The following is a 22,039-nucleotide window of genomic DNA, read 5'->3' on the forward strand; positions in this document are numbered from 1 at the left end:
GCCGGGGCTTGCCGCACGGGTGCGGACAGGGCGACGGCACCTCCGGGCGAGGGTGGGGCGGCACCTGCCCGGAGGTGGGCTCTTCGTCGGAGCGGACCGGTCCGCGGGCCCGGGGGCTCAGAGACCGATGTCGCGGCTGCGGTAGTCGTCGAGGGACTCGCGGCGCACCAGGAGGCGGGCGTGCCCGTCGGCGACGGCGATCACGGGCGGACGGCCGACCAGGTTGTATCCGGAGGCCATGGAGAGGTGGTATGCGCCGGCCACCGGGACGGCGAGCAGGTCGCCGGGATGGACATCGGCCGGCAGCTCGACGTCGGCAGCGAGCACGTCGCCCGCCTCGCAGTGCCGGCCGACCACGGTCGCCGTGGCGGCCGCGGCGGTGGAGTGACGGCCGATCAGGCGCGGGGCGTACCGGACTCCGTACAGGGCGGGCCGCGGGTTGTCGCTCATGCCGCCGTCGACGGCGACGAACACCTTCGCGCCGGTGTGCTTGACCGCGAGGACGCGGTACACGGCGACCCCGGCGGGTCCGGCGACCGCCCGGCCGGGTTCGATCAGCAGGCGGGGCACGGTCAGGCCGGCGCCCGCGCAGCTCTCGACGAGTTCGGCGCGCATCCGGCGGGCCAGCGCCGTGATGTCCAGCGACTCCTCCCCGGGGCGGTAGGCGATGCCGTGGCCGCCGCCCATGTCGAGTTCCGGCAGGACGACACCGTGGCTGTCGCGGATCCGGGCCATGAGCCCGACCATGCGGCGCACCGCGGTGAGGTAGGGCTTGGCCGTGGTGATCTGGGAGCCCAAGTGGCAGTGCAGCCCGGTGAGTTCGAGTTGCGACTGGTCCAGGATGCGGGCGATGGCGTGGTGTGCGTAGCCGTCGGCCAGGGACAGGCCGAACTTCTGGTCGTCGGTACCGGTCCGGATCTTCTCGTGCCCTCCGGCGGTGATGCCGGGCACGATGCGCACCATTACCTTCTGGTGGCCGTCCGGGCCGACGGCGGCGGCGAGCCGGGCGATCTCGGAGGGGCTGTCGATGACGATGCGGCCGACGCCGAGGCGCAGCGCGACGTCGATGTCGCGCGGAGACTTGGCGTTGCCGTGCAGCACGATCCGCTCGGCCGGGAAGCCGGAGGTGACGGCGAGTTCCAGCTCACCGGCCGAGCACACGTCGAGCCCGAGCCCCTCCTCGTCCATCCAGTGGACCATGGCCCGCGACAGGAACGCCTTGGCGGCGTACAGGACATGGGCCTCGGGGAAGGCGGCGCGGTAGGTGCGGCAGCGGTCGCGGACCTCCGCCTCGTCGACCACATAGGCGGGCGTCTCGAAGCGCTCCGCGATCTCGGCGAGCGACACCCCGCCGACGGCGAGGTCGCCGTGCGGCCGGCGGGCGGTGGAGGCCGGCCACACCGACAGGTCGTCCGCGGCAGCGGGAGCGGGAGCATGCGGGTGCGTGATGGTCATGATCTGCGTACTCCCTTGTTCAGTGGATCCACAGCGCGTCGGCGACGGTGGCGGCGCCGGTCACCCGCGCGACGCCGGTCGTCTGCTCCCGCCACCGGTCCCGGACCGTCCCGGCGCCGCCACGGGCGAGCGGGGCCGCGGTGACCGGGGCGGAGAAGGTCGGGTCGACGGTGACGGCGGTGACGCCGAGGGGCTCGGCGAGGGCTCTCAGCGCGGGTGCGCCGAGCCGGATCCAGCGCTGGTCCGGGCCGAGCGTCGCGGCCAGCCGTTCGCGGCTGGTGAATCCGACGGCGGTGCGTTCACCGGGCGGGGTGCGGAACATACGGGCGGCACACCCGGAAGGTCCCGGCCGGACGGGAACGTAGAGCGGCCCGGCCGGGACACGTTCGCCAGGTTCCGGGTCTTCACCGCACAGCAGGTCGTTCATGGGACTCCCCCTGGAGAATCCTCGGAGCGGTATCGGTCGCCCGGGCCGTCACGGAAGCCGGAAGGCCGGGGTGGCATCGACGCTATGCCCGGGGTGGCGGGGACTCCGACGCCTCATGACGCGACGCTGACGGCACGGAGCCCAGCTCTGACGCGACGCTGACGGCGGGACGGGGAGCGGCCCGTGGAGCAGCGTCGCATCGGTCGCGGGCACCGGCCCGGGGACGGGTGCACCGCTCGTCAACACTCCGTAAGAAGGGGACTGCCGGACATCAGGACCGCGCCAACAGCGCGCCGCGGCAGGCGACTTCGCGTGTCCCATGGCGGAAGGTACCGGGGCTGGAAGAAGTGAGGCCTGCATGGAAGAGGAAAGAACCGAGCGGGCGCCCCGCGTCGTGGCGGGGGTCAGCGGCAGCCCGGGGAGCCTCACCGCACTGCACCGCGCGGCCGCCGAGGCCCGGCGTTCCGGCGCCGAGCTGTGGGCGGTGCTGGCCTGGGCGCCGCCCGGCGGTGAACTCGGGCACCGCGGCCCGTCGGCGCCCGCTGTGCTCGCCGAGTGCCGGCGGGTCGCGGGCGAACGCCTGCTCCTGACCCTCGGCGGCGCGTTCGGCCGCACGGTGCCCGGCGTGCGACTGGCGGGTGTCGTCGTGCGCGGCACCCCGGGCGCCGCGCTGGTGGGCATCGCCGACCGGCCCGACGATCTTTTGGTGCTCGGCGCCGGCTCCCGGGGCCGGCTGCGCCGCGCGCTGCGCCCCTCGGCCGCCCGGTACTGCCTGGCCCACGCCCGCTGTCCGGTGCTCGCCGTGCCGCCCTCGCCGCTTCAGCACGACCTCAACGCGATGCACCGCCGGATCACCTGGCGGGCCCCCGTGGACCTCCGGGAACTGACGGATCGCGGTACGCCCTGACGGGGCCGGGGAGGGGCGGTGGGCCGCCGCTCCCCGGCGCGGTCAGCGGTCGCCCGCCAGGTCGAGCTGCGACGGGGCCGGGCCGTCCTCGACCGCGCGCGGCCCGACCGGCCGCCAGGAGCGGGTGACGGGGGCGCTCACACCGCGCCACCACGCGTCGGTCGGGAGATCCCCGGCCGGCTCGAACGGCTCGCCCGGACGCGGCGTGGCGAGGGCCTGGCCGGCATCCAGCGCCGCGTCCACGGACCATTCACCGGGCTCGGCCCACGGGTGGGGCGCCAGGTTGAACGTGCCCCAGTGGATCGGCATCAGCACGCCGTGCGGCCGGCCGCCCTGCAGGTCGAGGTGGGCGCGCAGGCCCTCCTCGGGCGTCATGTGGATGTCGGGCCAGAACTCGGAGTAGGCCCCGATCTGGATCATGGTCACGTCGAACGGGCCGTGCTGCGCGCCGATGTCCTGGAAGCCCTGGAAGTAGCCGGTGTCCCCGCTGTGGTAGATCCGGTGCTCCGGTCCCTGGGCGACCCAGGACGCCCACAGGGTGTGCTGCGGATTGCGCAGGCCGCGGCCGCAGAAGTGGCGGGCGGGCGTGGCCGTGAGCGTCACGCCGCCGACCTCGGTCGACTCGTGCCAGTCCAGCTCGCGCAGGCGGTCGGCCGGGACGCCCCAGTGCTCCAGGTGCGCGCCGACGCCGAGCGGCACGGCGAAGACGGTGTCCGTCCCGGCGAGCGCCTTGATCGTCGGCATGTCCAGGTGGTCGTAGTGATCGTGCGAGATGACGACCACGTCGACCGGGCCGAGCGCCGCGAGGGGCAGCGGGGCGGGGTGCAGCCGCTTGGGTCCGGCGAAGGGGAACGGGGAGCAGCGCTCGCCCCACACCGGGTCGAAGAGCACCCGGACGCCGTCGATCTCCGCGAGCACGCTGGAGTGCCCCATCCAGGTGATCCGCAGTCCGCTCACGGCCGGTTTGGCCAGGTCGGCGAGGGTGGTGGCGTGCACGGGGACGGTGCCCGTGGGCGTGCGCAGCGCGCGCTCCTCCTTGCGGAAGTAGATCTTCGCGAACTCGAGCATCGAGCCGTCGGGGCGGATGCGCGCGCCCTCCGGGTTCCGGAACTGCCCGTCGGCGAAGTTCGGCGACCTGCGGATGCGCTCCAGGCGCGCGCCGGTGGCCTCGGCGCCGAACGCAGCGGGCTGCAGCGAACGCAGTCCGGTACTCAGAGAACGTGACACGGCGCCTCCCGTTGATCGATCAGGGTGTTCCATTATGTGCCGCCCCGCCGCCGGTGCGCGCCGCCGCCCCCGGGCCGCCCCGGGCAGTACTGATCGGGCATTCAGTACGCGCTCCGTTGACAGGGCTCCTTGCCGGTTCCGATACTGACCGACGATTCAGTAAAGCCGTCGCCGCACCGGGCCCCGACCCGATCACCGTTCCCGAGGAGCCCTCATGTCCACCGCGCCGCCCGCCGCGCTCCCGGCGAAGCCCTTGATGACGCTGACCTGGACCGACCATGTCACCGGCCGCACCGGCTACCTGGTGGTGGACCGCCTGGTGCGCGGCGTCTCCAGCGGCGGCCTGCGGATGCGCCCCGGCTGCACCCTCGAAGAGGTCGCGGGACTCGCGCGCGGCATGACCATGAAGGAGGCCCTGCACTACGACCCGCGGGCCCGGTACATCCCGCTCGGCGGCGCCAAGGGCGGCATCGACTGCGACCCGCGCTCCCCGGAGGCGTACGGGGTCCTGGTGCGCTACCTGCGGGCCATGCGCCCCCACATCGAGTCCTTCTGGACGACGGGCGAGGACCTGGGCCTGACCCAGGACCTGGTGGACGAGGCGGCCGCGGAGGCGGGCCTCGTCTCGTCGATCCAGGCGGTGTATCCGCTGCTCGACGACGAGCGGGCCGCCCGGGAACGTCTCGCGGACGCGTTCGCGCTGGACGTCGACGGGATCGGCCTGGACGAGCTCGTGGGCGGCTGCGGTGTCGCCGAGTCGGTGCTCGTGGCGCTCGACCGGGCGGGGGTTCCGTACGAGGACACCCGCGTCGCGCTCCAGGGCCTGGGCACCATGGGCGGCGCCACGGCGCGCTTCCTCGCCCGTGCGGGTCTGAGGGTGGTCGCGATCGCCGATCTCAGGGGCACGGTCGCGAACGCCGACGGGCTCGACGTGGAGGCGCTGCTCGCCGCGCGCGACGCGTACGGCTCGGTGGACCGCTCGGCGCTGCGCCCGCAGGACCGCGAACTGCCGGGCGACGCCTGGCTGTCGGCCGACGCCGACGTGCTCGTGCCGGCCGCGGTGTCGTACGCGATCGACGCCGCGAACCAGGAACGGATCACGGCCCGCTGGATCGTGGAGGCCGCCAACATGCCGGTGCTGCCCGACGCCGAGGAACTGCTCGCGCGCCGCGGCACCACCGTCCTGCCGGACGTGGTCGTCAACTCGGGTACGAACGCCTGGTGGTGGTGGACGCTGTTCGGCGACATCGGTGCGGACGCGGACGAGGCCTTCGACCGCACGCGCCGTTCCATGCGCGCCCTGACCGGGCGGATGCTCGACCGCGCGGAGGCCGAGGGGACGACGCCGCGGGCCGCCGCGCACGCCATCGTCGCCGACCGGCTGCCCGTCATCGCGGAGCGCTTCGGCTGGTACCGGTGACCGCGCGCCCCCGCACCGGGACGGCCGCTCGCACCGGGGCCGCCCGGCCGAACAATTAGGGTGCCCGTGTGGCTAGAGTCCGGTTGAGCGTGGCCGAGCGGCGCGAGGAGCTGCTGCGGGCCGCCATCGAGCAGATCGAGGCGCGCGGGATCGCGGCCGTGCGCATCGCCGACGTGGCGTCGGCGCTCGGCGTGAGCAACGCGCTGGTGCTGTACCACTTCGCTACGAAGGAGAAGCTCGTCGCGGCCGCGTTCACGTACGCGGCGCAGGACGACCTCGCCCGGCTGCGCAGACTCCTCGGCCGTCGGACCACGGCGCTCAAGCGGCTGCGGGCGGCGGTGCGCTGGTACGCGCCGACGGGCCAGGCCAAGGGCTGGCGCCTGTGGATCGAGGGCTGGGCCGCGTCGCTGCGCGAGCCCGCGCTGCGCGACGTCACCCGTGACCTCGACAAGCAGTGGAAGGCGGCACTCGCCGAGGTCGTCACGGAGGGCGTCGTGGCGGGCGAGTTCACCTGCCCCGACCCCGCGGCGACGGCGCTGCGCCTGACGGCCCTGCTCGACGGGCTCGCCGTACAGATGACGGCGTACGACGGGGCGGTGTCCCGGGCCCGTACACAGGAGTGGGTGGACGAGGCGCTGGCACGGGAACTCGGCCTCGAAAGCGCCCAGTTGGCGCGGCCCGCACGCTAGGTACGACCACCCGCGCGGCCGGCCACGCGCGCGGCGCGGGCGCGCCGCGCGCACGACGCCCCCCGGCCGCCCGCCGCTCACGTCTCGCGCTGCGGCTCGTACGCGTCGGCGTGCAGCCCGAACGTCCAGGCGACGCCTTCGCGCGCGGTTCTCGTGCGCGGCGGCACGCGCAGCCAGTAGGTGCGGTGACTGCCGTCGGGCTCCGGGGTGGAGTTGACGACCTCGACCATCACCACGTCCTCGTCACCGGGGAGCCGGACCCGCCACAGGACTCCGGTGGCGTCCCGGTGCACGGGCTCGGCCCCGGACTCCGTCAGATAGCGGTCGTAGCCGAAGTGCTCCAGCATCACCCGGCGCAGTTCCGCGTTCTCCTCGTCGCGGATGCGCTGCGGGGTCAGCCCGGCGAGACCGGCCAGGAAGTCGGCGGGCACCGGCATGCCGCGCCAGGCGTGCAGCGCGAATCCGTCGGGGAAGGCCACAGCGGGTCCCGTGGCGCTGTCGAGGCGCCCGGCCTCGTCGCGGTGCAGCTCCGTGGGCCGCTCGCACACCACGGCCACGTCCTCGTACGGCCACCACCAGCCGGCCGACCGGGCGACCTGGGCCAGCCCGCCCAACCGGGAGTCCCGCTCCTCGTCGGACGAGCCGAAGGCGCTGAGCCAGGCGGCCTCGTGCTGGCCGAGCACGGCGTCCAGGAGCAGGAGGCGGATCGCCGCCTCGCTCCCCCGGTCCCGTGCGCCTACGACCGTGCGGGAGGGCTCGGCCAGTTCCTCCACGATTCCTGTTCTGATGCGGTCGACCAGCATCTGGGTGGTGTCCCACAGGCGGCCTCCCGTGGCGTTCCAGTGCGCGCTCCATCCGGCCGGGCCGAGCCGCGCGTGCAGCCGCTCACGGGCCTGGGCCCATGGGCCGTTGCGAACCAAGTCCCTTACGGAAGAGCCCGGTTCGCCCGTCTCCGCGCGGCGCGCGAGCAGCGTCACGGCCGCCGCGCGCGGCGAGTCCGCCCACAGGATGCGCGCCGGCTCGGCGAGCCCGGCCTCAAGGTAGGCGAGCCGCACACCGGCCTCGGCCGCTTCCCGGTCGGCGGGCCCGGTGGCGGCGGCGACCGCCCGCCAGTGCGCCAGGTCCGCCGCGGCGCTCCCCGCACCCTCGCGGCTCCTTGACCATGCCGGCGCCGCTGCCTGCGCCGTGGACGTCATCTGCTGTGCCCTCATCGTGTCGGCCATCCCCCGGAACCCCTCGTCCACGCTCACTCGTCGTCCTCTCCCCGTCCCTCTCCCGCTCCCGCCGCGCCCCGCGCGCTCAGTCCGCCACGAGCCGCACCGAGCCCGGCACGTACTCGCGCTGCCGGATCACCCGGAACCAGCCCTTGGGCAGCGAGATCGCCGCGTGCTCCTCGTGCACCACCCGCCCGCCGTCGGGCAGTTGGAGCAGCAGCGGGCCGAACGGGCCCGGCTCGCGCACCAGTCGGCCGGGGCCGACGACCGCGTGGGCGTGGCCCGTGACCTCGCCCAGCGCGAGCACCAGCCGCCCGCGGGCGTCCCGCGGCTCGTCGGGGGCGTCCGCCACGTGCGGGGGCACCGCGCCCTCCGCGAGCGGCACGATCAGCACGTCTCCCTGCCGGTACATGACTCTCCCGTCCCACGGTCCGCCGAGTGCGGCCGCGTCGTTGCCGACGGTAGGGGCAGGGTCTGACAACGGCGGCCTGGCGCCCCGCGGCCGTGGTTGTCAGTGACGGTTGGTACAACTTCAGTTCCAGCGGAGATCGCGGACGGCGCGAACGGATCGGGAACGGGGCGGACATGGCCATCGGAAACCACCTGCAGGAGCTGCACGGCCTGCCCATTTTCGACTTCCCGGCGGCGGACGGGGAGCAGGCCGCGACGCTGCCCGCCGCCGACGCCGTCGCGTGGCGGGTCTCCGTCGAGTCGTACGACAGCGAGGAGGCGTGGCCGGAGGCGTTCGCCCGGTTCGCGAAGGCCGTCGACCTCGGCGGCGTCAAGGCGATCGTGGTCGGTTCGTGGAGCGACCCGTACGAGAACGGGCCGGAGCCGGTCATCGCCGCGCTGCTGGAGGCGCGGGACCGGCTGACGGCGCTGCGCGCGCTCTTCCTGGGCGACATCGTCTTCGAGGAGTGCGAGATCTCCTGGATCACGCAGGGCGACGTGACCCCGCTGCTGAGCGGCTTCCCGGAGCTGACGGAGTTCGCGGTGCGCGGCGGGACCAGTCTGGCGTTCCCGGCGGTGCGCCACGAGCGGCTGCGCTCGCTCACCGTGGAGACGGGCGGTCTGCCCGCCGAGGTGGTGCGCGGGATCGCGGCGAGCGAGCTGCCCGCCCTGACCCGGCTGGCCCTGTGGCTGGGCACGTCGGACTACGGCGGGGACTCCACCGTCGCCGATGTCGAGCCCTTCCTGACGGGCGGCCGGCTGCCGGCCCTGAAGCACCTGGCGCTGTGCAACAGCGAGATCCAGGACGAGATCGCGGCGGCCGCGGCGGCCGCCCCGGTGGTGGCCCGGCTCGACACGCTCGACCTGTCGATGGGCGTCCTCACCGATGTCGGCGCCACCGCGCTCCTCGCGGGTCAGCCCCTCACGCACCTGCGCAAGCTCGACCTGCACCACAACTACCTGAGCGACGGGCTGCGCCAGCGCTTCCTGGACTCCCTGGTGCCCGCGGGCGTCGAGGTCGACCTCGACGCCGACGACGCGGACGAGGACCAGGACGGGGACACCGTGTGGCGGTACGTCTCGGTCGGCGAATGACCGGGCGGACGGCACCGGCGGGACCGGACGGCCCGCGGGACGCGGCGGCCGCGTCCCCAACTGGCCCCGCTCCGCTCCGTCTCGCGGTCGTCGGCAACCCCGGCAACCGGCGGGTGGACCTGTTCACGGCCGCCGTGCGGGACGCCGGACTGCCGGCGCCGCGCGTGGTCGCGTGGCGCGACGTGCTGCGCGAGGGCGGAGCCTCGTTCGCCGGTGACGAGATCGTGCGGATCGACTCGGCGGGCGAGGACGAGGAGGTCGAGCGCGCCCTGCGGGACGTGGCCGATCCGACGCGCGTCGAGGGCGGCGCCCGGTGGTACCGGCGCTTCCTGACGGCCGTGCGGTCCCTCGACGGCGGGGTCCGGCTCGACGATCCCGACGACGTCGCCGTGCTCTTCGACAAGCGCCGCTGCCATCAAGTCCTCGCCCGGGCCGGGGTGGCCGTCCCGGCCTCCCCCACGTCCGGCGGCGCCGCCGAGGTGCGCGGCTGGGACGACGTGCGGGCGCTGATGGCGGAGCACGGGATGCCCCGGGTGTTCGTCAAGCCGGCCCACGGCTCGTCGGCCTCGGGTGTGCTCGCCCTGGAGACGGCCGGCCCCGGCCGGATCCGCGCCACGACGTCCGTGGAGCCGGCGGACGGCGCACTGCACAACTCCCTGCGCGTGCGGCGCTACACACGCGAGGCGGACATCGCGGCGATCGTGGACGCGCTGGCCCCGGACGGGCTGCACATCGAGCGCTGGCTGCCGAAGGCGTCGCTGCACGGGCGCGCGGCCGACCTGCGCGTCGTCGTGGTCGCCGGCCGCGCCACGCACGCCGTCGTGCGCACCAGCCGGACGCCTCTGACCAACCTCCATCTCGGCGGCCTGCGCGGCGAGTCGGCCGCCGCCCGGCAGGCCGCGGGCGCGTCCTGGGCGCACGCCCTCGACCTGTGCGAGCGCGCCGCCGCCTGCTTCCCGCGCACGCTCTGCGTCGGCGTCGACCTGCTGCCCTCGGTGGGCTGGCGGCGCTTCGCCGTCGGCGAGGTCAACGCCTTCGGCGATCTGCTGCCGCGCCTGACCGGGCTGCCCGGCGGCGGTGCCGAGGGACTGGACACGTACGCGGCCCAGGTCGCCGCCGTGCTCCGCCACTTCCCTGACGCCCGGCACCCCGCGCGGGCCCCGGCCGTTTTCGGCGCCCCGCACCGAGCGGCTCCCGCCGCCGCACACCCGCACCACCCCGCAAGGACCCGCGATGCCCGCACCTGACACCACCTCGCCACCACCCGCCGCCCCGCACACGGCACCGGTCATGCCCACGGCACCCGCCGCGGCCGGCGCGACGGCCGATCCCGACATGAACGAGGTGGTGGGCCGCGACGACCTCCTGCTGCTCACCCTCGACACGCTCCGCCACGACGTGGCGGTGGAGCTGGCCGCGGCGGGCCGCATCCCCCACCTGGCACGTCATCTGCCGGGCGGCACCTGGGAGAAGCGGCACGCGCCGGGCAGCTTCACGTACGCGTCCCATCAGGCGATGTTCGCCGGTTTCCTGCCGACTCCCGTGACGCCCGGCCCGCATCCGCGGCTGTTCGCGGCGCGGTTCGCGGGCAGCGAGACCACGGCGGGCCGCACCTATGTCTTCGACACCCCGGACCTGGTGTCGGGTCTGGCCGCGGCCGGGTACCGGACGGTGTGCGTCGGCGGCGTCGGCTTCTTCAACCGGCAGGGCGCCCTGGGGAGCGTCCTGCCCGGCCTCTTCCAGGAGAGCCACTGGGAGCCCGAGTTCGGGGTCGCGTCGCCCACGTCGTTCGAGGCGCAGGTCGCGCGCGCGGAGCAGGTCGTCGCCGAACTCCCGCACGAGCAGCGCCTGTTCCTGTTCGTGAACGCCGCGGCGCTGCACCAGCCGAACTGGTTCCACCTGCCGGGTGCCACGCGCGCGGCAGGTGACTCGCCCGAGACCCACGCCGCCGCTCTGGAGTACATCGACCGGCACGTGGGGCGGCTGTTCGCGGCGATGAGCGCGCGCCGCCGCTGCTTCGCCGTCGTCTGCTCCGACCACGGCACGGCCTACGGGGACGACGGCTACACCGGCCACCGTCTCGGCCACGAGGCGGTCTGGACCGTGCCCTACGCCCACTTCTTCCTGGAGCCGACCGGATGACCACCACCGCCGAAGCGGCCGGACGCGCGGGGACCGTGTCCGCCGACGCCCCGCGCCCGTACCAGAGTTACGTCTACGCGTATCCGCACAAGACCGCCTACCGGCCGTTGCCCGAGCGTCCCGCGCTGCGCGACCTGTGGCGCGACGAGCCCAAGGGCGCGCTCTCCCTCTATCTCCACATACCGTTCTGCGAGGTCCGCTGCGGCTTCTGCAATCTGTTCACGCGCATCGGCGCACCGGACGAGCTGACGGGCCGCTATCTGGACGCCCTGGAACGGCAGGCCGTGGCGGTGCGCGAGGCGCTCGGCGACGGTCCGGACGTGCGGTTCGCGAACGCGGCGTTCGGCGGCGGCACCCCCACCTTCCTCGACGCGGACGAGCTGGCGCGGCTGTGCGACATCGCCGAGCTGCGGACGGGCGCGGACCTGCGGGCGGTGCCGCTGTCCGTGGAGACCTCGCCCGCGACGGCCACGGCGGACCGGCTCGCGGTCCTCGCGGAGCGCGGCACGACCCGGCTGAGCATCGGCGTGCAGAGCTTCGTGGACGCGGAGGCCCGCGCCGCGGTCCGGCCGCAGCGCCGCGCGGATGTGGAGGCGGCGCTGACCCGCATCCGGGACACGGACATCCCGGTGCTGAACATCGACCTGATCTACGGCATCGGCGGCCAGACCCCGGCGAGCTGGCGCGCCTCCCTCGACGCGGCGCTCGCCTGGCGCCCCGAGGAGCTGTACCTCTACCCGCTCTACGTCCGGCCGCTGACCGGCCTGGGCCGGAGCACCGCCCCGCTGTCCGACCACGCCTGGGACGAGCAGCGGCTGCGCCTGTACCGCCAGGGCCGCGACCATCTCCTGGAGCACGGCTACGAGCAGGTGTCGATGCGCATGTTCCGGCGCGCGGACGCCCCGGCGCAGGGCCCGGACGACTACGCCTGCCAGACCGACGGCATGATCGGCCTGGGCTGCGGCGCCCGCTCGTACACCTCGTCGCTGCACTACTCCTTCGAGTACGCCGTCGACATGCGGGAGATCCGCGCGATCATCGACGGCTACACGGCCACCGCCGCCGAGGAGTTCGCGCGGGCGCGGCACGGCCGCCGGGTCGACGGGCGGGAGGCGCGCCGCCGTCATCTGCTGCAGTCGCTGCTGCAGGCCGAGGGCATGCCGCTGGACGACTACCGGCTCCGGTTCGGCGCCGGCCCATTCGACGACTTCGCGGCCGAGCTCGCGGCGTTCGCCGCGCGCGGCTGGCTGGAGCCGTGGGACGACGGGGAGCGGCTGCGGCTGACGCCCGAGGGCCTGGCGTACTCGGACGCGCTCGGGCCGGAGCTGTTCTCCCCCGAGGTGCGCGCCGCGATGGCCGCGTACGAGCCGAGGTGAGCGGGCCGATGGACCTGACGCTGCTGTACCGGGGGCCGCTGTCCTCGTGCGACTACGACTGTCCGTACTGCCCGTTCGCCAAGCGCCGCGACTCCACCGCGCAGCTGCGCGCGGACCGCGCGGCGCTGGAGCGGTTCTCCGGCTGGGTGGCCGGGCAGCGCGAGGACCGGCTGTCCGTCCTGTTCACGCCGTGGGGTGAGGGGCTGGTGCGGTCCTGGTACCGGAAGGCGATGGTCGAGCTCTCGCACCAGCGGCACGTCGCGCGCGTCGCCATCCAGACGAATCTGAGCTGCCGCACGGAGTGGCTCGCCGACGCCGACCTGGACGCGCTCGCCCTGTGGTGCACGTTCCACCCGGGGCAGACGCCCTACGAGCGGTTCCTCGGCAAGACGCGAGAGCTGGCGCGGCGCGGGGTGCGGTTCAGTGTCGGCGTGGTCGGCCTCCCGGAGCATCTGGAGCAGGCCCGTACGCTGCGCAGGGCGCTGCCGTCCGAGGTGTACCTGTGGGTGAACGCGGCGGAGGGCCGTACGTACACGGACGAGGAGGCCGCGGCCTGGACGGCCGTCGACCCCCTCTTCCCGTACAGCAGGCATCCGCACCGCTCGGCCGGGCTGCCCTGCCGGACCGGTTCCTCGGTCGTCTCGGTGGACGGCGAGGGCACGGTGCGCCGCTGTCACTTCGTCCGGGCCGAGCTGGGCAACCTGTACGACGGTTCCTGGCGCGCGGCGCTCGGACCCCGGGCATGCCCGCTGGCGGTCTGCGACTGTCACATCGGCTACGTCCACCTGGAGACGCTGCCGCTGTACGACGTCTTCGCGGGCGGGGTCCTGGAGCGGATACCGGCGGCGCCGGTTCAGGCGGTCAGGACGCCGATTCCAGGTGCGCCTTGATGATGTGCGGGTCCACGAACCCCTTGGCCTCCACGCGGTCCCCGGAGGACTCCCCGCGCAGCCGCCGGCCGATCCACGGCACCAGGAACTCCCGGGCCCAGTGGATGTCGTCGCGCCGCACCTCGAACGTGCCGCGCGGCGGGAGCAGCGGCCAGGGCTGCTCCGGGTCGGCGGGCACGTCGACGCCGAGCATCTGCCCGGCGCGCAGCGCGACGCGGGTGTGTCCTTCGGCGGAGAGGTGCAGCCGGTCCTCGTCCCAGGCCCTGCGGTCCTGGATGGACTTCAGCGACCACAGGTCGAGCATCGTGCAGCCGTGCCGGTCGGCGATGGCCCGTACGTGCATGTTGTACGTGGCGATCTTGCCGCGCAGATGCTTGAGGACGGCCACGTCGCGGGTGTCGAAGCCGGTGGCGACCATGACGGTCCCGGCGGCCTCGGTCAGCCGCACCACGGCCTTCTCGAAGCGCTCGGCCACGTCGTCCGGGTCGGTGCCGGGGCGGATGATGTCGTTCCCGCCGGCGACCAGGGACACCAGGTCGGGGGCGAGCTCGACGGCCCGCGGGATCTGGTCCTCGACGATCTGGTCGATGAGCTTGCCGCGCACGGCGAGGTTCGCGTACTGGAAGGTGTCCTCGGGGACGCGGTCGTCCAGGAGGACGGCGAGCCGGTCGGCCCATCCGACGAAGTTCCCGTCGGGCCCGGGGTCCCCGACGCCTTCGGTGAAGCTGTCCCCCACCGCCGCGTAGGACCGAATCGTGCCGCCGCTGAGTGATCTCGATTCGTTTGCCACGACCACACATCTTTCACCCTCGGTTGTGACCTACGCGACCGTATGTAGACCCCGACGACGGTGAGACTCGGCACACGCGATCGTATGAAGGGGCTTTTGACCTTTATGTACACGTGACCTCAGTCGCATGAGCGGGGACTTTCAGCCAGCCGGTTTGGTATCCCAAAGCCACATCACAGGATGGTCAAATCGCCGCAAATTAGTACATGTGACACAATTCGAGAACAATCTGAGGGAGCTGGGCGAGCCGTTCTATGCCCACCTCCGTGCGCTCGGCAGAGCCGTGCGCACCGCCGAAGGCCGCCGCGACAGCGTCTACGCCGTCTGCCGCGCCATCGGAGTCCTGCCCCAAGACCTGACCCGCGACCAGCTGCTGCTGCACCTGGACAACTACGCCGACGAATCACGCATCACGTACCTGACCGCACTGCGGCAGTACGCCCGCTACGCGCAGATTCCTGACCCGACCGACGGCATCCCTCGCCCGAGGTCACCGCGTCACCTGCCCGACCCGCTCGACGAGGTCGCCTTCGACCGCCTCGTGGAACACCTCGGCGAAACCAACTCCCGCCGCGACCTGCTGTGGGTGCTGCTCGGCGCGTACTGCGGTCTGCGCGCCCACGAGGTCGCGAAGATCCATACGCGCGACTTCCGCCGGCTCGGCAAGACGATGGTGTGCCGCGTCATCGGCAAGGGCGGCTTCGAGGACCTGGTGGTCATCCCGCCGGTCGTCGAGAACGAGCTGCCTGACACCAGCGAGTACACCGGGTACCTGTTCCCCTCCTACACCAAGAAGGGGCACGTCACCTCGGCGTACGTGTCGACACGGGTCAAGGAGCGCGCCGAGACCATCGGGATCGGGCTGCGCTTTCACCAGCTGCGCCACCTGCTCGGCACCCGCGTGCACGAGAAGCGTGGCGACCTGCTGCTGACCATGCAGGTGCTCCGGCACCGCTCGCCCACCTCCACGGCCGGGTACGCCAAGGTCAGCGTCAAGGACCGCTTCGACGTGATCTCCGAGCTTCCCGGCGCCGGCGCAGTCGCCGTGGACGCAGTCCAGATCCCCGTGCGGCCCAACAGCATCGTCAAGCTGCCCGACGCGCTGATCACGGTTCCGCCCCAGAGACAGGGGGCAGAGCCGCCCCCTGTCGAGGAACCGCCTGCCGAACCCGCGGTGCCGGCCGCGCTCTCCGGAGCGTCGTCGCCGGTACGGCGCGGAGCACCACCACCACGTCTGTGGTCTCGCGGAAACCGTGCGTCCAGTGCGGCCGTGAGGCGACGACGAAGAAGCTAACCCGCTCTGTCACGGGGCCCCCTAGACCTTGGGGCCCCGTCCATCCCGTGCACGCGCCTGGGGGCGTGCCGCTGCACAGGAAGACGTTCAACGCACATGCCACAGCTCGAAGCGCCCGAAAAGCTGGCCGCCAAGATCCACAAGACTCCGGGTTTCACCTGCACCCAGCAGCGCCGCAACGGGCACGGCTGGTGGGCCGTGAACACCGAGCGCAAGGACGGCGGCCAGGCTGCCTCGTCGACCGGGATCGGCTTGAAGTTCGAGGACGACCGGTCCTTCCAGAACTGCCTGCAACGCCTACGCCGCATCGGCTGGACCTACGAGGTGTACCGGGAGTCCAAGACGGCAGCGCGTGATGCGCGGGTCAAGGCCGCCAAGGAAGCCGACGCCGCGGTGGCCGCCGCCCTGTTCGCCGGCACGTCCTTCGAGGACAAGCCGTCCGCGCCCACCCTGCCGCTCATCCCCGCGCAGCGCGACGGCTCGCACCCCGACGACTACGGCGTGCGCGCGATGCGCGCGGCCGATCAGGTCGACATCTACGGCCTGGACGCCTTCGAGCAGATGACCGTGAAGCCGGTCATGATCGACCGTGCCACGGCGTGGGAGTGGATGCAGCGCATCCCCGCCTACCAGCGCAAGCGCTCCCCCATCACCGAGCGCAAGTACGGGCGGATCATGCTGCGCGGTGAGTGGGCGATGATCCCCCACGGCATCCTGCGCGACCCCGACGGCATGCCGCTGGACGGACAGACCCGCCTGGGCGCCGTCCTGTGGGCCACCGACCCCGACAACGCGGACGGGAACCTGCACCTCGAAGTGCCGTTCGTCGTGTGGGAGAACGTGCCGAGGGCGATGTTCCGGTACATCGACAAGCAGCGCCGTCGCTCCGTCGCCAACACGTTGCAGGGCCTCGGGGAGAAGAACCCGACCCAGCTCGGCGCCGTCGTGCGTCTGCTGTACCTGTTCGACAAGGTGCCCCAGTCCGACTGGCACTCCACCGCGCTGTCCGACGACCAGATCGTGGGCCACCTGGACGCCAACAAGGACGTGCGGGAGTCGATGTACTGGGGGAAGCTGCGCGAGCGCGGCTTCAACGCCACATCCGCGATCACCGCGCACACGATCCTGATGCGGCGCTACACCGACCAGACGCATCAGCGCTACATCGATGCCTGGTTCGACCGCCTCCACCACGGCTACAACCTCCAGGCCGGCGACCCTTCGGCCGCGCTGCGCGACTACCTGATGACGGCCGACAAGACCGAGTACAACCGCATGAACGTGGGCGCGCGCACCGCGCAGTTCCAGCTGTACCTGATCCTCAAGTCGTGGCAGAACACCCTGACCCACACCGAGATCAAACAGCTCTCCCCACGCAAGGACTTCGCCGTCCCGCGTGATCTCCCGGACTTCCCGCTGATGCCGTCCAACGCCCGCTACCTGCCGATGCTGCCCAAGCAGGCTGACGCCGCATGACGGCCGTGCACACCATCGATCCGTCAGATGTAGTCGACGCGCTGCGGGTGCTGGGCGCCGAGTACCTGTCCACCAACGCACCCACCGAGGCCGACATCCCCTACCTGCTCGGCGTGCTCTCAGCAGTGACGAACGCCCATGTGCAGTCCGCGGTGGAGCGCGGCGACGAGCAGGCCGAGACCGGGTTCGTCGACGGCGTCGCGGCAGCACTGGCCGACCGCACGCATGAGGGCACCGCCTACGTGGGTCACGTGTACCGGGAAAACCTCGCCCGGCGCAGCGAGCTGACGCACCGCGAGATGGACCGGCTCATGCCCGCCCGGACCTCGCTCGCGTCGGCCGCCGTCGACCTGCAAGGCGCGGTCGCGCTGACTTCGCGCATGGTCGCCGGCACCCCCGACGGCGTCGCCGAGTCCTACATCGCCACTCAGCACACGATGCGCGACGCGCGCCGGCACCTGACGCACTTCCGCGACGAGGCGATGCGTGACGGCACGTTCCTGACGCGCCGTGCGGCACAGGAGGGGGCGTGAGCCGACTGCCCCAGCTCCTCGACATCGGCGAAGGCATCGTCCTCAGGCACGCCCGCCAGCAGATCGTCGAGGTACAGAGCTGGCTGCTGGACGCCTCGACAACGCTGTCGCTGATCCGTGCGCAGGAGGACCCGGCCGCGCGAGACGCGCTGGAGGCCGTCTTCCTGCGCGCGGCGATTACCGACCGGTACACGATGCTCGCGCCCCGGCACCGCATCGTCTACGGCTGGGGCCAGGTCCCCCACGTGCACCTCGCCGAGCAGGTCCCCGACCCGATCACCCTCGACGTGGCGTGGGTGCCGCTGTCCGGCCTGGAGCTGGAACTCCTCATCCCGATCCGCTGGGAGATTTTCGCGTGACCGAGGAACAACTGCGCGGCGTGCTGGCCGCGATGGGGGCGCCGGTGCACTCCGCACCGGAGGGACCGTGGGACGAACCCACCGTGCTGTACGTGCACGGCTTGTTGTCGGTGCTCATGGAGCTGCGGATCACGAGCGCTCTGGAGCACGCGAGCATGCCCGATGAGCTGGCCCTGAAGACGTTCATTGCGGGCGTGGACAGCGGGGCCCTGCGCCAGTCACGGCGCTACGTCAGCACGGTGTTGTGTGACCGTCTGCCGCGCCAGGCAGCCGAGGCTCTGTGTCTGGTCGATCCGTCCTTCCCGGCGGCGGCCGCCATCAGAGAGGGCCTGCACCTGGCCACGCTCGGCGCGGGCCTGGCCGCCGCGTTGCTCGACGATGAGCCCGTCAGCGACGACCTTCGCGGCCAGATCCTCAACGACGTGCACACGAGCCTGGAAGGAATCCGTAGCGCGGTGGTGCAGATGCGTACCGACCTGCTGATGCACGGGAAGGACGGGCCGGGTGTTCCTGATTGAGCTCCCGCCCGGGTTCGATCCCGGGGCGTGGGGGTGGAAGCTCACGCCGGGCGGGGTGTGGCTGCGCTGGGAGATTCCCTTCAAGTGGCCGGCGACCCTCGCGTACTGCGTCCCCGGCTCGCGGGTCGCCTGGTACGGCCATCCCCGCCACAACGGGCCCGCCAACGTCGCCGTGGAGGACGCGGCGCTGCTCCTCGAAATCTGCTGCAACGTCCCTGCCGATCCCGTCTCTGTGAAGCGGACCGCACCATGATCCAAACCCCGATGCTCAGCGCCGTCACGCCCGCTCAACTCGACAGGCTCAACGCCCTGTTGGACCACGCCCAAGCTTCGTACGACACCCGCGTGGGCGACGAGTTCAAGAACGCCGCTGCGCGGCTCGCGCGCGACGGAGACGGCCCGTGGATGGTCCGCCTGATGGTTCACCAGGCCGGCGAACACGTGGAGATCGAGTTCGGCGACTGGACCGGTTTCACCAAGGTCACCAGGGCGCTCGCCGAGCGCCGCTCCAGCGCCGAGACCATCACCAACACCCGCGTGGCGGCACTGCTGTTGCGCAACCTCGACACCAACCCGGAGGTGTTCTCCGACGCCCTCGACGACCTCGGCGACGACGTCCTGATCATCCTCATGGCGGCCCTGGCCGGCCTGTGCGCCAAGGCCCGCGCTCTCGGCCGCTGGCCCGTCGTCATCGACTTCGCTCGTCCCGGCTGGAGCCCGGACCCCAAGAAGTTCCCCGAGATGCGCCGGCGCCTGCACAAGCACCTGGGCGCCCCCGAGACCCGCCGGCAGTTCGCCCTGTCGCTCGCCGTCGGCCAGTACTCCCTGCGCCCCGACGCCGACACCGCCGAGCAGGCCGCGCGCATCCAGCTCGACGAGGAACGCGCACGCCTGGCCCGTGCGCGCCTGTACTGGATGGACCCCGAGTCCTGGCCGATTGCCTGCCGCAAAGCGCTGCGCCCGCGCACAGAACCGCTCCTGGCGCACCGTGTGCCGTCCGCGTACGGGCTGTTGTTCTTCCCCCAGCCCGTGCAGGTCGAGGGAGGCGCGGACGTCGTCGCTGTGTCCTGGGGCCGCTGGAACATCGACTCCGTCGAGTCGTGGATCGGGAAGACGACCGACGGACTCGCGCGCCTGGGCGAGCAGTTCGTCGACCCGGGCCATCCGTCGTGGTGGCTGACCTACTACGCCCGCCCGCCCGAGGCCGCACAGCAGGACCTCGGCTCACCGCTGGCCTGGGAGAACGAGACGTGTTTCGCCAGCGGCGGCAAGTTCTCCAGCCCCGTACCCCAGCCCGATGACACCGAGTACGTGCTGCGGCACCTCGTCGCGTGCTGGGAAATGATCACGCAGGGGCGGGGCAAGGCCGCCGGCCGGCCGATCACCACCGTCACGCGCAAGGACCGCAAGCCCCAGCACGTACGCCGCGACCGGCGCGGCGGCCTCCAGGACGACGGCGCGGTGCACATCGTCACCATCGGCCGCCCGGACGCCCCGCGCCGCCCTGCCGTGTCCAAGCCCGCGGTGCCCGGCTCGCGTAAGCCGCTGGACAAGCGGCACTGGGTGCTGGAGCACACCAAGGGCCAGTGCCCCAACACGCGCCGGCATGCCGAGCTGGGCGACGCGTGCGTGCACGAGGAGGTCACCATCCTCGACTACCCGCGCGGGCCCCAGGACGCCCCGTTCGCCATGTCCAACACCGTTCACCAGTACAAGGACCGCCCGTGAGCGACGAACCCGCCGAGCAGACACCGGCCCAGCTCCGCTCGCACATGGCGACCATCGCCGTGAATCTGGCCGCGACCGTCGAGCAGATGCCCGCCGAGCTGTTCGCCGAGCGCGCCCGGCGCGAGATACGCGGGCCCGACGACCCGCACGGCCTGGAGTTCGACACCGCGATGCGCGCGGCCATGAAGTGGCTTGCCGCCTCCCAGACGCTCGCCCTGGCCGTCGCCTACCTGGCCGACTCCCCCAGACGCCCGGCCACCGCAGACAGCGACAAGGCGTTCGCCCGGCTGATCCGCAACGTCGTGCACCGCACCCTGCACGACGTCGAGCTGGACCACGCCCTGAACCACTTCCACGACATCGACGCCCCGAAGGACCCCACCACGTGAAGCGCCACGAACACGCCCCCGGGCTGGAACTCCTGCTCCTGGAGGCGATGGAGTCGCAGCCCTGGGACGCCGCCCCCGCGCTGTACTGGCTCTACACCGACCGCATGGACCGCATGGACGAACTCGACGGCATGTGGGGCCAGGTCCCGCCGCCGACGCTGCTGCACCACATGGCAGACAGCATGGAGACCGACCCCAACGGGCCGCCCGACTGGGGCCCCGGCTGGCTCGGCATCGCGTTCATGTACGAGTCGTGGGGCCGCGACGGCGCAACGACCACGACGCCAGACGTGCAGCCGCGTAACGACCCCGACCGGTTCGAGGTGCGCCAGCTCATCGCGCTCCAGAAGGGCTACCCGCCGGTCATGGGCTGGTGGAAACGCGGCGACGAACACCCCAGCGTCGGCACCGCCCTGCCCGGCTACGCCTCCAAGCCCACCCGGATGCTCACCAGCCTGGAACGCATCCTCGCCGCCTGCGCCCGCCCGCCGGCCACGTTCCTCGGAGGGGCCTCGTGACCGACGTCCTCGGCGGGCTCATCTGGCTCGCGGCCGGCGCCCTGTTCGTGTGGACGGGCCGCGTGCGCATGCTGCGCGGACAGCAGGCCCGCAAGACCGTCATGGATGCCTGGATGCATGCTCTCCAGCAGCGCCAGTACCTCATCCCCAGCGACGCCGAGGAGATGTGGCACCAAGTCGACGCGGCGTGGACCACCCGCGCCCGGCTGCTCACCATGGCGTTCTCCGCCGGCGGCGGCGTCTGCATCGGCATGGGCCTAAGCATGCTGTCCGAGGCCGTCTACCGGTGACGCCACCCACCGCGGATCGACTCGAACCGCGTCGGCAACGGCTCCCACCCAAAGGCGCCGGCGCGCTCGGCGTTGGTGCGCTGCGCCCACCTGCGCCAGCCCAGCAACAGGCCCTGCTCCGACAGTGGCAGCCCGACCTGCTTGGTCACCTGCCCCTCGACACCCCGCCACATCGTGTGATGGCACGTCACGAACATGGCGTCGTGCGGGGCGCCCTCCAGCTCAGCGACGAGGCGCCGGCGCCGGGTGCGCCACTCCCCCAGCACCCGGTGCAGATCGTCGTCCACGTCCACCGTGGTCACCTGCTGAAACTTCGTCACGCGCACCATGAGCTTGCGCCGCACCGGAGCGTGATCCGACAGCTGCATCCGCACCAGCTCACCGCGCCGCGCCCGCGTCGCCCGCACGATCCCGACCATCGCCGCCAGGCGCACCACATCGTCCGGGGCGTCCTCGGCCGTGGCCTGCGACCACACCTCACGCCACACCCACTCCGACCGCTCCACGAAAGGCCCCCACTCGATGACCGCCTGTACGTGGCCAGCCTGCCTCACAGACGACGAGCGCGCGGACCTCGCAGCGGAGGTCACCCGCGTCATGCGCGGCGCTTACGGGCCCGCTCCCCGGCCGCAGGGCCCCCGTTCCGAGTGCCGGTGTGAACCCTGGCCGGACTACGACGCGCGCGAGTGGACCCCTCCGGGACCCCCCACGGACCCCCACTGACCTGGGTAAATGAGGTGCTTGGCACACTATTTTTTCGTGGCTGGGTTCGCGTGGGTGATGTTTCGGCGAAACGTGAGTGGACCCCCGGCCCCCTGTGTCACGCTCGGAAGTGAGTCGGCGTCGCCCTCC

25 protein-coding genes are annotated in these 22,039 nt (G+C 72.7%); 18 read left to right on the top strand and 7 right to left on the bottom strand.

Features of this window, described 5'->3' with window-relative positions; genetic code table 11:
• Nucleotides 1–117: 117 nt before the first annotated feature.
• Nucleotides 118–1,455, bottom strand: coding sequence for a diaminopimelate decarboxylase (gene lysA / locus ACQUQD_RS05990; protein WP_428950887.1), 1,338 nt, complete (start codon nt 1,453–1,455; stop codon nt 118–120).
• Nucleotides 1,456–1,474: 19 nt separating this feature from the next.
• A complete protein-coding gene (locus ACQUQD_RS05995; RefSeq protein WP_428950888.1) occupies nt 1,475–1,777 on the bottom strand; it encodes an SAV_915 family protein in 303 nt (100 codons plus the stop codon).
• Nucleotides 1,778–2,240: 463 nt separating this feature from the next.
• On the opposite strand from ACQUQD_RS05995, the gene ACQUQD_RS06000 reads away from it, so the two are divergent.
• A complete protein-coding gene (locus tag ACQUQD_RS06000; RefSeq protein ID WP_428950889.1) occupies nt 2,241–2,789 on the top strand; it encodes a universal stress protein in 549 nt (182 codons plus the stop codon).
• A 42-nt stretch (nt 2,790–2,831) separates the two neighbouring features.
• Here the strand turns inward: ACQUQD_RS06000 and ACQUQD_RS06005 are convergent, their stop codons facing one another.
• On the bottom strand, nt 2,832–4,049 hold the full coding sequence (locus tag ACQUQD_RS06005) for an MBL fold metallo-hydrolase (protein WP_428950890.1): 1,218 nt from the start codon (nt 4,047–4,049) through the stop codon (nt 2,832–2,834).
• A gap of 181 nt (nt 4,050–4,230) precedes the next feature.
• On the opposite strand from ACQUQD_RS06005, the gene ACQUQD_RS06010 reads away from it, so the two are divergent.
• Both ACQUQD_RS06010 and ACQUQD_RS06015 read left to right on the top strand, forming a co-directional pair.
• A complete protein-coding gene (locus ACQUQD_RS06010) occupies nt 4,231–5,436 on the top strand; it encodes a Glu/Leu/Phe/Val dehydrogenase dimerization domain-containing protein (RefSeq protein WP_428950891.1) in 1,206 nt (401 codons plus the stop codon).
• Between the two features lie 68 nt (nt 5,437–5,504).
• A complete protein-coding gene (locus tag ACQUQD_RS06015; protein ID WP_428950892.1) occupies nt 5,505–6,125 on the top strand; it encodes a TetR/AcrR family transcriptional regulator in 621 nt (206 codons plus the stop codon).
• Nucleotides 6,126–6,202: 77 nt separating this feature from the next.
• Here the strand turns inward: ACQUQD_RS06015 and ACQUQD_RS06020 are convergent, their stop codons facing one another.
• The gene (locus ACQUQD_RS06020; protein WP_428950893.1) at nt 6,203–7,348 is read right to left on the bottom strand and encodes a DUF6745 domain-containing protein; all 1,146 of its coding nucleotides are present in this window, start codon (nt 7,346–7,348) and stop codon (nt 6,203–6,205) included.
• Nucleotides 7,349–7,424: 76 nt separating this feature from the next.
• A complete protein-coding gene (locus ACQUQD_RS06025; protein WP_428950894.1) occupies nt 7,425–7,751 on the bottom strand; it encodes a hypothetical protein in 327 nt (108 codons plus the stop codon).
• Between the two features lie 173 nt (nt 7,752–7,924).
• Here ACQUQD_RS06025 and ACQUQD_RS06030 point away from each other — a divergent pair, with 173 nt between their 5' ends.
• The 5 genes from ACQUQD_RS06030 to ACQUQD_RS06050 all read left to right on the top strand — a co-directional run bounded on the left by ACQUQD_RS06030 (nt 7,925) and on the right by ACQUQD_RS06050 (nt 13,292).
• Nucleotides 7,925–8,884 carry an STM4015 family protein gene (locus tag ACQUQD_RS06030; RefSeq protein WP_428950895.1) on the top strand — a complete coding sequence of 320 codons (960 nt, stop codon included), beginning with the start codon at nt 7,925–7,927 and terminating at the stop codon, nt 8,882–8,884.
• Nucleotides 8,881–10,131, top strand: coding sequence for an STM4014 family protein (locus tag ACQUQD_RS06035; RefSeq protein ID WP_428950896.1), 1,251 nt, complete (start codon nt 8,881–8,883; stop codon nt 10,129–10,131). The genes ACQUQD_RS06030 and ACQUQD_RS06035 overlap by 4 nt, the downstream gene beginning before the upstream one ends.
• 88 nt (nt 10,132–10,219) lie before the next feature.
• Nucleotides 10,220–11,026, top strand: coding sequence for an STM4013/SEN3800 family hydrolase (locus ACQUQD_RS06040; RefSeq protein WP_428957466.1), 807 nt, complete (start codon nt 10,220–10,222; stop codon nt 11,024–11,026).
• A complete protein-coding gene (locus ACQUQD_RS06045; RefSeq protein WP_428950897.1) occupies nt 11,023–12,402 on the top strand; it encodes an STM4012 family radical SAM protein in 1,380 nt (459 codons plus the stop codon). The genes ACQUQD_RS06040 and ACQUQD_RS06045 overlap by 4 nt, the downstream gene beginning before the upstream one ends.
• Before the next feature lie 8 nt (nt 12,403–12,410).
• Nucleotides 12,411–13,292 carry an STM4011 family radical SAM protein gene (locus tag ACQUQD_RS06050; protein ID WP_428950898.1) on the top strand — a complete coding sequence of 294 codons (882 nt, stop codon included), beginning with the start codon at nt 12,411–12,413 and terminating at the stop codon, nt 13,290–13,292.
• Here the strand turns inward: ACQUQD_RS06050 and ACQUQD_RS06055 are convergent.
• Nucleotides 13,264–14,082: an SGNH/GDSL hydrolase family protein gene (locus tag ACQUQD_RS06055; protein ID WP_428950899.1), complete on the bottom strand. Its 819-nt coding sequence runs from the start codon at nt 14,080–14,082 to the stop codon at nt 13,264–13,266. The two genes, ACQUQD_RS06050 and ACQUQD_RS06055, sit on opposite strands and share 29 nt — an antisense overlap.
• Nucleotides 14,083–14,290: 208 nt before the next feature.
• Between ACQUQD_RS06055 and ACQUQD_RS06060 the strand changes: the two genes are divergently transcribed.
• From ACQUQD_RS06060 to ACQUQD_RS06105, 10 genes are all read left to right on the top strand, one after another.
• On the top strand, nt 14,291–15,376 hold the full coding sequence (locus ACQUQD_RS06060) for a tyrosine-type recombinase/integrase (RefSeq protein WP_428950900.1): 1,086 nt from the start codon (nt 14,291–14,293) through the stop codon (nt 15,374–15,376).
• 96 nt (nt 15,377–15,472) lie between these two features.
• Nucleotides 15,473–16,852 carry a hypothetical protein gene (locus tag ACQUQD_RS06065; RefSeq protein ID WP_428950901.1) on the top strand — a complete coding sequence of 460 codons (1,380 nt, stop codon included), beginning with the start codon at nt 15,473–15,475 and terminating at the stop codon, nt 16,850–16,852.
• Complete coding sequence (locus tag ACQUQD_RS06070; protein ID WP_428950902.1) at nt 16,849–17,385, top strand: hypothetical protein; 537 nt, start codon at nt 16,849–16,851, stop codon at nt 17,383–17,385. The genes ACQUQD_RS06065 and ACQUQD_RS06070 overlap by 4 nt, the downstream gene beginning before the upstream one ends.
• Nucleotides 17,382–17,744, top strand: coding sequence for a hypothetical protein (locus ACQUQD_RS06075; protein WP_428950903.1), 363 nt, complete (start codon nt 17,382–17,384; stop codon nt 17,742–17,744). Before ACQUQD_RS06070 ends, ACQUQD_RS06075 begins: the two co-directional genes overlap by 4 nt.
• Nucleotides 17,741–18,262: a hypothetical protein gene (locus ACQUQD_RS06080; protein WP_428950904.1), complete on the top strand. Its 522-nt coding sequence runs from the start codon at nt 17,741–17,743 to the stop codon at nt 18,260–18,262. Before ACQUQD_RS06075 ends, ACQUQD_RS06080 begins: the two co-directional genes overlap by 4 nt.
• Nucleotides 18,249–18,515: a hypothetical protein gene (locus ACQUQD_RS06085; RefSeq protein ID WP_428950905.1), complete on the top strand. Its 267-nt coding sequence runs from the start codon at nt 18,249–18,251 to the stop codon at nt 18,513–18,515. The genes ACQUQD_RS06080 and ACQUQD_RS06085 overlap by 14 nt, the downstream gene beginning before the upstream one ends.
• Entirely contained in the window at nt 18,512–19,990 is a 1,479-nt protein-coding gene (locus tag ACQUQD_RS06090) for a hypothetical protein (protein ID WP_428950906.1), read from the top strand. Before ACQUQD_RS06085 ends, ACQUQD_RS06090 begins: the two co-directional genes overlap by 4 nt.
• On the top strand, nt 19,987–20,379 hold the full coding sequence (locus tag ACQUQD_RS06095) for a hypothetical protein (protein WP_428950907.1): 393 nt from the start codon (nt 19,987–19,989) through the stop codon (nt 20,377–20,379). The genes ACQUQD_RS06090 and ACQUQD_RS06095 overlap by 4 nt, the downstream gene beginning before the upstream one ends.
• Complete coding sequence (locus ACQUQD_RS06100) at nt 20,376–20,897, top strand: hypothetical protein (RefSeq protein ID WP_428950908.1); 522 nt, start codon at nt 20,376–20,378, stop codon at nt 20,895–20,897. The genes ACQUQD_RS06095 and ACQUQD_RS06100 overlap by 4 nt, the downstream gene beginning before the upstream one ends.
• The gene (locus tag ACQUQD_RS06105; protein WP_428950909.1) at nt 20,894–21,187 is read left to right on the top strand and encodes a hypothetical protein; all 294 of its coding nucleotides are present in this window, start codon (nt 20,894–20,896) and stop codon (nt 21,185–21,187) included. The genes ACQUQD_RS06100 and ACQUQD_RS06105 overlap by 4 nt, the downstream gene beginning before the upstream one ends.
• Here ACQUQD_RS06105 and ACQUQD_RS06110 read toward each other — a convergent pair.
• Complete coding sequence (locus ACQUQD_RS06110) at nt 21,178–21,693, bottom strand: tyrosine-type recombinase/integrase (RefSeq protein ID WP_428950910.1); 516 nt, start codon at nt 21,691–21,693, stop codon at nt 21,178–21,180. The genes ACQUQD_RS06105 and ACQUQD_RS06110 overlap by 10 nt on opposite strands.
• Between the last annotated feature and the right edge of the window lie 346 nt (nt 21,694–22,039).

Origin of the sequence: Streptomyces sp. cg35, assembly GCF_050410835.1 — a bacterium.
Lineage (GTDB): Bacteria > Actinomycetota > Actinomycetes > Streptomycetales > Streptomycetaceae > Streptomyces.